11 protein-coding genes are annotated in these 10,432 nt (G+C 74.0%); 5 read left to right on the top strand and 6 right to left on the bottom strand.

Going from position 1 to position 10,432, the window contains the following annotated elements:
- On the top strand, positions 1-1,125 hold a 1,125-nt coding region (locus G5C65_RS22405), incomplete at its 5' end, for an alpha/beta hydrolase (RefSeq protein ID WP_165300706.1).
- 60 nt (positions 1,126-1,185) lie between these two features.
- Here G5C65_RS22405 and G5C65_RS22400 read toward each other — a convergent pair.
- Positions 1,186-2,286: an MBL fold metallo-hydrolase gene (locus tag G5C65_RS22400; RefSeq protein WP_165300705.1), complete on the bottom strand. Its 1,101-nt coding sequence runs from the start codon at positions 2,284-2,286 to the stop codon at positions 1,186-1,188.
- Positions 2,287-2,395: 109 nt separating this feature from the next.
- Here G5C65_RS22400 and G5C65_RS22395 point away from each other — a divergent pair, with 109 nt between their 5' ends.
- Together G5C65_RS22395 and G5C65_RS22390 are read left to right on the top strand one after the other, a co-directional pair.
- Positions 2,396-3,853: an aldehyde dehydrogenase gene (locus tag G5C65_RS22395; protein WP_165300704.1), complete on the top strand. Its 1,458-nt coding sequence runs from the start codon at positions 2,396-2,398 to the stop codon at positions 3,851-3,853.
- A gap of 24 nt (positions 3,854-3,877) precedes the next feature.
- A complete protein-coding gene (locus G5C65_RS22390; protein ID WP_165300703.1) occupies positions 3,878-4,111 on the top strand; it encodes a ferredoxin in 234 nt (77 codons plus the stop codon).
- 122 nt (positions 4,112-4,233) lie between these two features.
- Here the strand turns inward: G5C65_RS22390 and G5C65_RS22385 are convergent, their stop codons facing one another.
- The 5 genes from G5C65_RS22385 to G5C65_RS22365 form a co-directional block, all read right to left on the bottom strand.
- Positions 4,234-5,346, bottom strand: coding sequence for a DUF2891 family protein (locus G5C65_RS22385; RefSeq protein WP_165300702.1), 1,113 nt, complete (start codon positions 5,344-5,346; stop codon positions 4,234-4,236).
- Positions 5,343-6,002, bottom strand: coding sequence for a pyroglutamyl-peptidase I (gene pcp / locus G5C65_RS22380; RefSeq protein WP_165300701.1), 660 nt, complete (start codon positions 6,000-6,002; stop codon positions 5,343-5,345). Before pcp ends, G5C65_RS22385 begins: the two co-directional genes overlap by 4 nt.
- 19 nt (positions 6,003-6,021) lie before the next feature.
- Positions 6,022-6,990 (bottom strand): 5-oxoproline transporter, DUF979 family subunit, encoded by a 969-nt coding sequence (locus G5C65_RS22375; RefSeq protein WP_165300700.1) that lies wholly within the window; start codon positions 6,988-6,990, stop codon positions 6,022-6,024.
- Complete coding sequence (locus G5C65_RS22370; protein WP_165300699.1) at positions 6,987-7,733, bottom strand: DUF969 domain-containing protein; 747 nt, start codon at positions 7,731-7,733, stop codon at positions 6,987-6,989. Before G5C65_RS22370 ends, G5C65_RS22375 begins: the two co-directional genes overlap by 4 nt.
- Before the next feature lie 230 nt (positions 7,734-7,963).
- On the bottom strand, positions 7,964-8,674 hold the full coding sequence (locus G5C65_RS22365; protein WP_165300698.1) for a GntR family transcriptional regulator: 711 nt from the start codon (positions 8,672-8,674) through the stop codon (positions 7,964-7,966).
- Positions 8,675-8,792: 118 nt separating this feature from the next.
- On the opposite strand from G5C65_RS22365, the gene G5C65_RS22360 reads away from it, so the two are divergent.
- A complete protein-coding gene (locus tag G5C65_RS22360; protein WP_165300697.1) occupies positions 8,793-9,566 on the top strand; it encodes a LamB/YcsF family protein in 774 nt (257 codons plus the stop codon).
- Positions 9,563-10,297, top strand: coding sequence for a 5-oxoprolinase subunit B family protein (locus tag G5C65_RS22355; RefSeq protein ID WP_165300696.1), 735 nt, complete (start codon positions 9,563-9,565; stop codon positions 10,295-10,297). The genes G5C65_RS22360 and G5C65_RS22355 overlap by 4 nt, the downstream gene beginning before the upstream one ends.
- Positions 10,298-10,432: the final 135 nt, after the last annotated feature.

The following is a 10,432-nucleotide window of genomic DNA, read 5'->3' as shown; positions in this document are numbered from 1 at the left end:
GCCCCGCGCCCCGACCGCCCCGGCCCGCGGACCTCTCCCCGCGCCGACTTCGACGCCTCGGTGCGGGCCGCGCGCGAGACGGCGAAGCGCTGCCAGGAGCACGGGGACAACGCGCGGCTGCTGCCGCACGCCTCGTCCCGCAACGTCGCCAGGGACATGGACGTGATCCGCGCCGCGCTGGGCGAGCGCAAGCTGTCCTACTACGGGGTCTCCTACGGTGCCGACCTGGGCGCCGTCTACACGCAGCTGTTCCCGCGCCGGGCCGACCGCATCGTCCTCGACGGGAGCACGGACCCGGAGGCCACCCAGTACCAGCTGTTCCAGCATGCCGGAGGGCCCGCGGAGGAGGGGCTGGACGAGTGGGCCGCGTGGGCCGCCCGGCACCACGGCACCTACCGGCTCGGCCGGACCGCGCCGCGGGTGCGCGCCTCGGTGCAGCGGCTGCTCGACCGCGCCGAGCGGCGGCCCGTCGCCGTCGGGGACCAGCGGCTCACCGCGCCGCTGCTGCGCATGCTCCTGAAGCAGCAGGTCCAGCACGCGGAGAACGACCGTGCGCTGGCCGCCATGGTGCGGGACCTGGTCGACGCCGCCGCGGGGCGGCTGGACGAGCCCGGCGAGGAGCTCTCCGCGCTGCTGAAGCTGCTCGCGTCGCCGGAGGTGGCCGACGGCATGGTGGGCGGGGCGCTGTTCATGTGCGGCGACGGCGGCTGGCCCGCGGGCGGCTGGCCCGAGGACCCCGAGACGTACTGGAGGAACAGCGTCCGCAGCCGGGCCGCCGAGCCCGTCTTCGGCCCCTATGTCAACGGCATGATCGCGCCGTGCGCTTTCTGGGGGAGCGAGCCGAGCGAGCCCGGCACCGCGATCGGCAACGATGTGCCGGTGCTGATGCTGCAGGCCCTGCGGGACAACAACGTCACCTACGCGGACGGCCTGGCGCTGCACCGCAAGCTCACCGGTTCCCGTCTGGTGACGGCGGACATCCGCGCCCACGGCATCTACGGGCGCGAGGCCGAGGGCTATCGGCCCGTTCCCTGCGCCGACCGCGCCGTCAACGACTACCTGCGCGGCGCGCGCCTGCCGGACCGCGACGTCGACTGCGCCCGGCAGGCCGTGCCGGAGCGGTAGGCCGTGCCGGGGTGCCCGCCGCGGTGGGCGGCGCCCGCGCCTGCCGGGCTCGCCCACGGCTCAGCAGGCGGCGGTCGCCCGGTACGACACCGGCTCCCCACCCGGCACCGGCTCGGCCAGGCCCAGCTTGACCAAGTGCCGCAGATGGGCCTCGGCCTCCGCGACGGCGATGTTGCGCGAGCCGAACGGAATGTCGGCCCATGGCCGGTTCCACCGCATCGCCTCCGCCAGCTCCCACGGCGTGCGCGGCCGCTCCGCGAGCAGCGTGCGCAGGCCGGACAGCCGCTCCGCGTGGTGAGCGGCGATCTCGTCCGCGCGTTCCCGCGCGCCGGCGAAGGCGTACTCGTGCGCGGGCAGCACCTGGGCGGGCGCCAGCCGGGCCACCCGCTCCAGCGAGGCCAGATAGTCCCCAAGGGGGTCCCCCCTGCCCGAGCGGAGCCGAGGGCTCGGGGGAGTATCGGCGCCGCCCCCGCTCTCCAGGTCCTCGGCGGGATCCTCGTAGAGCCCGATGTGCGGCGTGACCGTCGGCAGCAGATGGTCCCCGGAGAACAGCCGGTCGCCCGCGCCGTGCCGCTCCTCCAGGTGCAGGCACACATGGCCCGGGGTGTGGCCCGGTGTCCAGATCGCCCGCAGCCGCCGGCCCGGCAGCCCCTCCAGCAGCTCCCCGGGCGGGATCTCCCGGTCGGGCAGCGCGGCCCGGTGCCCGGGGAACGCGCCCTCCCACCCGTGCGCGAGGGCCTCCCGCAGCGGGGCCGTATGGGACTCGGGCGCGCCGGCGGCGGCCAGCTTGTCCACGTAGTACCGCAGCCACACGGTGGGCCTGACCTCCCGGGCGCGGCGCACGGCGTGCGCGTCGGCGGCGTGCATCGCGATCCAGGCGCCGGACTCCTCCCGCACCCGCGCTGACAGCCCGTGGTGGTCGGGGTGGTGGTGGGTGACGATCACCCCGTGCAGCTCGCCGGGCGCGGTGCCGCAGGCGGCCAGGCCGTCGGCGAGGGCCTGCCAGGAGTCCGGGTCGTCCCAGCCGGTGTCGATGAGGACGGGGCCGCTGTCGGTGTCCAGGACGTGCACCAGCGTGTGGCCGAGCGGGTTGTCGGGGATCGGGACCGGGATGCTCCACACCCCGCCGCCGTGCGCGGTGACCTGCGGTGCGCTCGTCATGTACGGCGGCTCCCCCCACTCGCGGTACGGGCATTGTCCCCTAGAAGTAGAACTGGTACTAGTTCTGATGCAGTGTCAGACATCACAGTCCACAGGCAGGGGCGGAAGGATGACGGACACGGACTTCGGCTACGTCGAGCACTCCCAGCTCTTCATCGGCGGCACGCTCACCGACCCCCGGGGCGGCGACACCATCGAGGTCGTCTCGCCGCACAGCGAGCGGCCGATCGGCCGCGTCCCGCACGCGTCGCGCGCCGATGTGGACCGCGCGGTCGCCGCCGCGCGCCGCGCTTTCGACTCCGGGGTGTGGGCGGAGAGGCCGCTGGCCGAGCGGATCGACGTCGTCACCCGGATCAAGGACGGTATCGCGGCCCGCAGCGAGGAGCTGGCCCGCACGATCAGCGCCCAGAACGGCACCCCGTACACCGCGGGCGTCATGGTGCAGTCGCTCGCCGCGGTGATGGTCTGGGACGCGGCGCTCGGCATCGCCCGCGACTACCCGTACGAGGAGCGGCGGGACGGTGTGCTGGGCCCGCTGCTGGTGCGGCGCGAACCGGTGGGCGTGGTGGCGGGCGTCGTCCCGTGGAACGTCCCGCAGTTCACGGCGGCGGCCAAGCTGGCCCCCGCGCTGCTGAGCGGCTGCTCCGCCGTGCTGAAGGTGTCCCCGGAGACCCCGCTGGACGCCTATCTGCTCGCCGAGATCGCGGCCGGTGCCGGGCTGCCGGAGGGTGTGCTGTCGATCCTTCCGGCCGACCGCGAGGTGAGCGAGTACCTGGTCGGCCACCCGGGGGTGGACAAGGTGTCGTTCACCGGCTCGGTGGCCGCGGGCAAGCGCGTGATGGAGGTGGCGTCCCGTCAGCTGACGCGGGTGACACTGGAGTTGGGCGGCAAGTCGGCCGCCGTCATCCTGCCGGACGCCGATCTGGAGGCGGCGGTGGCGGGCATCGCGCCGTTCGCCTGGATGATCAACGGCCAGGCGTGTGTGGCGCAGACCCGGATCCTCGCGCCGCGCTCCGCGTACGACGAGATCGCCGAGCGCTTCCGTGCGGCGGCCGACGGGCTCGCCGTCGGCGACCCGCTGGACCCCGCCACGGAGGTGGGGCCGCTGGTCGCCCAGCGGCAGCAGCAGCGTTCCCTGGACTACATCGCGCTCGGCCGGCAGGAGGGCGCCAAGGTGCTCGCGGGCGGCGCGCGTCCGGCCGAGCCGGAGACCGGCTGGTATGTGCAGCCCACCCTCTTCGGCGACGTCGACAACACGATGCGGATCGCCCGCGAGGAGATCTTCGGACCCGTCATCTGCCTCATCCCGTACGAGGACGAGGCGGAGGCGGCCGGCATCGCCAACGACTCCGACTACGGCCTGTCCGGCAGCGTGTGGACCCGCGACGTGGAGCGCGGCACCGACTTCGCGCGGCGCGTACGAACCGGGACGTACTCCGTGAACACCTTCAGCCTCGACATGCTCGGCCCCTTCGGGGGCTACAAGAACTCCGGGATCGGCCGCGAGTTCGGACCCGAGGGCTATGGTGAGTATCTGGAGCACAAGACGATTCACCTGCCCATATAGGGAGGCGACGGAGGAGTGACGGGGATGGGCGAGCGCTGGCGCGTCGAAGTGGACTGCGACCTCTGTATCGGCTCGGGCCTGTGTATGGACACGGCGCCGGACACGTTCGAATTCGACTCCGCCCGGCAGTCCCGCGTGCTGACGCCGGAGCGGGACGCGTCGGACGCGGTGCGCGATGCGGCCGAGAACTGCCCTGCGGAGGCGATCTCCCTCGTCCGGGCGGACACCGGCGAAAAGGTGTTCCCCCCCGACGAGTAACCCCCTCCCGAGGGAACGCCCTGACGGGGCACGGTCTTGTGCCCCGCCAGGGGCGCGGGGAACTGCGCGCTCAGCCACCGAATACCCGCGGACTGCGAAGCGCAGCACGGGGCAGCCCTTGCTCAGTGCGTTCGGGCCTCCAGGGCCAGCGTCGCGAAGGTGGCCAGCCAGTGGTCGCTGGTGAAGTCGCCGGAGGCGCCCGCGGGGAGCCCTGCCGCGAGATTCGCCTCGGCGGCGGCCGAGAGCGCAACGACCCGTGCGTCCCCCTCCGGCAGCGCGGCGGCGATCCGGGACAGCGCCGCGGCCCGGCTCAGGCAGAGGCCGAGCAGATGCCCGATCTGCGGGTCGGCGGGGTCGGAGACCCGCGGCGGCGGCAGGAACGCGGCGCCGGAGGCGTCCAGTTCGGGGAGGAAGCGGGAGAGCCAGGACGCGAAGTCCTCCGCGAGAAGCACCCGGCGGACCGCGTCCGCCTCGGTGAGCAGCGGGGAGAGGAAGTCCTGCCCGGACGGCTCCCAGCGGGTGGCGGCACCGTGGTCGGGCAGGTACCAGTCCCGCACCTTCGCGGCGACCGGCCGCAGCAGCCGGGGCGCGCCCGCGCCCTCGGCGCTGTCGAGGATGAGCCCCAGCGCGAACGCGCTGTTGGCGTGGGTGCCGTGGCGCACCGGGTACGTCGCCTTCTCCAGCCACCCCGTCACCAGCTCGGCAACGGTGCCGACGGCGGGCGCGAGTGCCGCGCACCATCGCTCCGCGGCGGAAGCGGTGCTCTCCCCCGTGGGCACCGTCCCCGCCGCGGAGCGGCTCTCGGCGGCGAGCGCGGCGCTCTCGGCGGCGAGTGCCAGCAGCCACGCCCAGCCGTAGGGGCGTTCGAAGGAGGGGTGGCGGCGCAGATAGTCCGCCTCGGTCCGCAGCGCCGCCTCGGACAGATGCCCCTCCAGCACCTCCACCGTCGCCGCGGCCTCCGCCGCGTCCAGCGGGGCGGTGCCCGCTGCGCCGCCTGCGCCCCCTGCGCTCGCCGCGCCCCCGGACCGCCGCAGCAGCCGCACCAGCAGCCAGTGCATATGCACCGACGAGTGCCAGTCGTAGGCGCCGTAGAACGCGGGGTGGTGGGCGCGGGGCGGTACGAGGTCGTCCGGGCCGGCGAACAGGTGGGCGGGCGCGTTCGGGTACTCGCGGGTGACGTTCGCGCGGGCCAGCGCCGCGAACGCCGCGGCACGCGCGGCCAGTTCCGGGTTCAATGGGTGGCCCCTCCCGACTCGCGCAGATCCCTGGTCGTCGTGGCGGCGGCGGTCAGCATCGCGCGCAGCCCGGCGGCCATGTCGGGCACCGCCATCGACGGCTTGCCCGCGCCCGCGGCGCCCGCCGCGGCGACCTGCGCCGGCGCGAAGGGGACATGGGCGAAGCCGCCCCGCAGCGCGGGCCGTTCGGTGGCGATCAGATGGGCGAGACCGTAGAAGACGTGGTTGCAGACGAAGGTGCCCGCCGTCTGCGAGACGGACGCGGGGACGCCGGCCGCACGGGACGCCGCGACGCACGCCTTGAGGGGCAGCGTGGAGAAGTAGGCGGCGGGGCCGCCGGGCACGACGGGCTCGTCGACCGGCTCCCGGCCCGCGTTGTCCGGGATCCGCGCGTCGTCGACGTTGATCGCCACGCGCTCGACTGTCAGCTCGGCCCGCCCGCCCGCCTGGCCCAGGCACAGCACCAGGTCGGGGGAGTGGGCGGCGACGGCGGCCCGCAGCTCCTCCAGGGAGGTGCCGAAGACGCAGCTCAGCTGAACGGCCGTCACCCCGAGCCCGGCGGGCGGCTCGGCGGCCAGCAGCTCGGCGGCCTGCCAGGACGGGTTGACCTCCTCGCCCCCGAAGGGCTCGAAGCCGGTCACAAGGATCGTGGTCATGATGGTCGGCCTCCAGCCGTCAGAAGGCGAAGAAGTAGATCAGCAGGATGTTGCAGACGAGCATGGCCCCGGCCGTGGGCGCCTGGGCCTTGATCGGGCCGTACCGGTCCTTCAGCTCCAGCAGCGCGGCGGGGACGATGTTGAAGTTCGCCGCCATCGGGGTGACCAGCGTGCCGCAGAACCCGGCGAGCATGCCGATGGCGAGGATCGCCGCCGCGTTGCCGTTCATCTGCTCGATGAGGACGGGCCAGCCGACGGCCGCCGTCATCACGGGGAAGGCCGCGAACGCGTTGCCCATGATCACGGTGAAGACGGCCATGCCCACGCAGAACAGCGCCACGGCCGCCAGCCGCTGCCCCTCGGGCAGGATCGCCTCGGTGACCTTCCCCACCTGGGTGCCGACCCCGGCGGCCTCGAAGATCGCGCCGAGCACGGCCAGCAGCTGCGGCAGCAGCAGCGCCCAGCCCATCGCCTCCAGCAGCCCGCGCCCCGCGTCCAGCGGCACGGTCACCCTGCGCTCGCGCAGCACCCACATCCCGACGCCCAGCGCGGCGACGGCGCCGATGCCGAGCCCGAGGATGGTCTCGCTGCCGTCCTCCAGCACCGGCTCCCCGCCGATCTTCCACTTGGAGACCAGCGTGGCGCACAGCATGGCGACCACGGGGATGGTCAGCGCGGGGATGAAGAGCTTGTTGCCGAACCGGGCCGCCAGCTTGGTGCGCTGCTCCTCGCCGGTGGTGCGGGGGACGCCCTTGCTCGTCCGGTTGAAGCCGCCCAGGCAGATGAGGACGAGGACGGCGACCCCGAGGGGCTCGGCGGGGAGGGTCTTGTCGGTGACCCAGGAGCTGTAGAAGAAGCAGGCGCCGAGCAGGCCCCAGAAGGAGGCGGTGCCGAGGCGCTTGGGGTTGCTGCGGTCGGTCACCATCTGCAGGGCCATCAGCATGAAGACGGCGCCGACCAGCCAGAAGAACCACTCGGACTTGATCACTTGACGCCTGCCCCGCTCTCGTTCCCGTCTCCGTCCTCGTCCGCGACGGTCATCGCGGCGTTGGCCGTGACCAGCTCCCGCTCCAGCTGCCGGTCGAGGCGGAGCAGCCGGCCGCCGTGGATGAAGAAGGCGCACACGGCGCTGGGTATCGCCCACAGCGCGAGGTGCAGCGGCTCCAGGTGGGTGTCGTATGTACTGTTGACGAGACCGGTGATCAGCAGGATGGAGCCGATGGCGAGGAAGCAGTCCTCGCCGAAGAAGAGCCCCACGGTGTCGGTGCCCGCCGCGTGCGAGCGGACCTTCTCGCGCACCTTCTCCGGGAGCGGCCGGCCGCCGGTGCGCCGCTCGGTCGCGGCCTCCGCCATCGGGGCGATCATCGGGCGGACGCTCTGCGCGGGGCCCGCGATGGTCTGCAGCCCGACGGCCGCGGTCACCTGGCGCACCAGCAGATAGAGCGTGAGGAAGCGCCCGGTGGTGAGCTTGGCGCCGAACTTGCCGATGAGGGTGCGGGCCTGCTGCTGGAGGCCGTTGCGCTCCAGCAGTCCGATCACGGGCAGGGTGATGGCGAAGATCGTCACCGAACGGCTGGACGCGAAGCTCTCCCCGAAGGTCCGGAGGATCTCGACGGGGGAGAGCTTGCCCAGCAGTCCGGTGGCGATCCCGGCCACCCCGACCACGAGCAGGGGGTTGCGGCGTGTCGCGAATCCGAGGATCACCACGAGGACGCCGAGCAGAACGATCATCTCGTCTCCGCCTTCTGTGCCTGTGCGCGAGGGGAGCCGTGCGGCATCGCCGGATCCCGTGACGCGAGTTTCACGGGAGGTTAGAGGATCGTTCAACGATCCGACAAGGGCGCCCACCATGCTGATCTTGGGCCGGTGGCTGCGCGCCCCGGACGGGGCGCGGGGAACTGCGAAGACGGGCAGGGGCGGCCCCGGCCCAGCGGGGCCCGGCGGGGTCCGGCGGGCCGGAATCAGTCGGGGGTGCTCTCCGGATACGCCTCGATCAGCTGGCGCCTGGAGTCCTCCAGATAGAACCCGAGCTGCCGCTCGGCGCTCTCCGCGTCCCCGGCCTCCAGGGTGCGCACGATCTGCCGGTTGCGGGCGAGGTAGGGCTCGTGGAAGCGGCGCGGGTCGTCCATGATGTGGAACGCCAGCCGCAGCTCGGCCAGCACCCCGCGCATCAGGTCGTCGGTGCGCCGGCTGCCGGCGAGCCCGGCGACGGCCTGGTGGAAGCGGATGTTGGCCGTCGAGCAGTCCGCCCAGCGCCCCTCGGCCGCCGCCTGCTCGCCCGCCGCGACGGCGCCCTCCACGTCGTCCAGCCGGAACGGCGGGTCGCCCAGCTCGCGCAGCGCCGCGCACTCCACCAGCCGCCGCACGCGGTAGATGTCCATGATGTCCGCCGGGGTGAGCACCCTCACGAACGTCCCCCTGTTGAGCCGGTGCACCAGCAGCCGCTCGTGGGTGAGCAGCCGGAACGCCTCGCGCAGGGTGTTCCGGGAGACGCCGAGGGCGCCGCAGATCCGCTCCTCGGAGAGCCGTACGCCGGGCCGGAAGGAGCCGCCCGCGATCCGCTCGCGGAGGATGCCCGCGACGCGCTCGGCCGTGCTCGTGCGTCCGAGCAGCGCGCGGTCCCGCGCGAGTTCGGACAGCGCGAGGGAGGCCAGGGACGTGTCGGCGGTCATCGTGGTGTTCCCCCCGGTGGTGAGTGGTGGTCCCAGTCAATCCGAGGATCCGGCGAAAGGGAATTGAGATCAAGACAACCCTTGCTGGATTGTTGAACAATCCCGTACGTTGCTCCCGATGGACCAGAAGATCGACCTCAACGCGGACCTCGGCGAGGGGTTCGGCCGCTGGCGGCTCACCGACGACGAGGCCCTGCTCGCCTCGGTCACCAGCGCCAACGTCGCCTGCGGCTTCCACGCGGGCGACCCCGCCACCATGCGCCGCGTCTGCGAGCTGGCGGCGGAGCGCGGCGTGCGGATCGGCGCCCAGGTCTCCTACCGCGACCTGGCCGGATTCGGCCGCCGGGCCATGGATGTACCGGCCGCCGAGCTGGCCGCCGAAGTCGCGTACCAGATCGGCGCCCTGGAGGTCTTCGCCCGCGCGGCCGGAAGCGGCGTCTCCTACGTCAAGCCGCACGGCGCGCTCTACAACCGCACCGTGCGCGACACCGCGCAGGCCGCCGCCGTCGCGGAGGGGGTCCGGCTCGCCGCCGGGGCGGCCGGGCGTGAGCTGCCCGTGCTCGGGCTGCCCGGCTCCGAGCTGCACACCGCGGCGGCCCGGGTCGGCCTGCCGTGCGTGCCCGAGGCGTTCGCCGACCGCGGCTACCGCTCCGACGGCACCCTGGTGCCGCGCACCGAGCCGGACGCCGTGCTCACCCAGGCGGACCAGGTCGTCAAGCGCTCCCTGCGCCTCGCCCGGGACGGCGAGGTGACCGCGGCCGACGGCCGGACCGTCCGGGTGCGGGCCCGCTCGCTGTGCGTCCACGGGGACACCCCCGACGCGGTGCGGCTGGCCCGCCGGGTGCGCGAGGAGCTGACCGCCGCCGGAGTAGGGGTGCGGGCCTTCGTATGACGCCGCCTGCGAAGACGCCCCCGGGCGCGGAGCCGGACAGGCCGCACGGGGCGCCGCCCGCCGCACCCGGGCCGCCCCCCGTCGTCCGCCCCGTCGGGCGGCACGGGCTGCTCGTCGAACTTCCCACCGCCGGGGCCGCCGAGGCGCTCCACGCCGAGCTGCTGCGCCGCCGCGCCGAGGGCGCGCTGCCGCCCGTACGGGACATCGTGCCCGGAGCCAGAACCGTCCTGCTCGACGGGCTGGCCGAGCCCGCGCGGCTCGCCGCCGAGCTGCCGCACTGGCACATCCCGCCGCCGGCCGCGGGCGGCGGCGCCGCCCTGGAGATCCCCGTGCGCTACGACGGGCCCGACGTGGCCGAGGTCGCCGCGCTGTGGGGGGTGGCGCCCGCCGAGGTCGCGCGGGTGCACGCCCAGGCCGAGTTCCGGGTCGCCTTCTGCGGGTTCGCGCCCGGCTTCGGCTATCTGACCGGGCTGGACGAGAAGTACCACGTGCCCCGCAGGGCCACGCCGCGCACCAGGGTCCCCCTCGGCGCTGTGGGGCTCGCGGGCGGCTACACCGGCGTCTACCCGCGCTCCTCGCCCGGCGGCTGGCAGCTGATCGGGACCGCGCGGGACACCGTGCTGTGGGACCCGGCCCGCACCCCGGCGGCGCTGCTGACACCGGGCACCCGTGTCCGCTTCGTACCCATAGTGGATGACGGGCCGGCCGAACCGGCCGAGGGGGACCATTGAACCCTCCGCCAGCTGAAGCAGGGGGATTCCTGGCTCAGGAAGCCCCGCAGGTCAGCGACCAGCAAGGTCTTACTCCCTCAACACCAGCCGGGTTGGAACCAGCCCGGTTGTGCAGAGCAAGGCTCTGGGTGCGCT

The organism is Streptomyces boncukensis (genome assembly GCF_011045075.1).
In the GTDB taxonomy this organism is placed as follows: Bacteria; Actinomycetota; Actinomycetes; order Streptomycetales; family Streptomycetaceae; genus Streptomyces; species Streptomyces boncukensis.
Note: the sequence above shows the minus strand (reverse complement) of the source record. Positions and strands in the feature narration are given on the sequence as shown.

Bases quoted from the DNA above. Each gene is read 5' to 3' on its own strand.
- G5C65_RS22400 (WP_165300705.1), bottom strand. From the start codon at position 2,286: ATGACGAGCGCACCGCAGGTCACCGCGCACGGCGGCGGGGTGTGGAGC.
- G5C65_RS22395 (WP_165300704.1), top strand. From the start codon at position 2,396: ATGACGGACACGGACTTCGGCTACGTCGAGCACTCCCAGCTCTTCATC.
- G5C65_RS22390 (WP_165300703.1), top strand. From the start codon at position 3,878: ATGGGCGAGCGCTGGCGCGTCGAAGTGGACTGCGACCTCTGTATCGGC.
- pcp (WP_165300701.1), bottom strand. From the start codon at position 6,002: ATGACCACGATCCTTGTGACCGGCTTCGAGCCCTTCGGGGGCGAGGAG.
- G5C65_RS22370 (WP_165300699.1), bottom strand. From the start codon at position 7,733: ATGATCGTTCTGCTCGGCGTCCTCGTGGTGATCCTCGGATTCGCGACA.
- G5C65_RS22365 (WP_165300698.1), bottom strand. From the start codon at position 8,674: ATGACCGCCGACACGTCCCTGGCCTCCCTCGCGCTGTCCGAACTCGCG.
- G5C65_RS22360 (WP_165300697.1), top strand. From the start codon at position 8,793: ATGGACCAGAAGATCGACCTCAACGCGGACCTCGGCGAGGGGTTCGGC.
- G5C65_RS22355 (WP_165300696.1), top strand. From the start codon at position 9,563: ATGACGCCGCCTGCGAAGACGCCCCCGGGCGCGGAGCCGGACAGGCCG.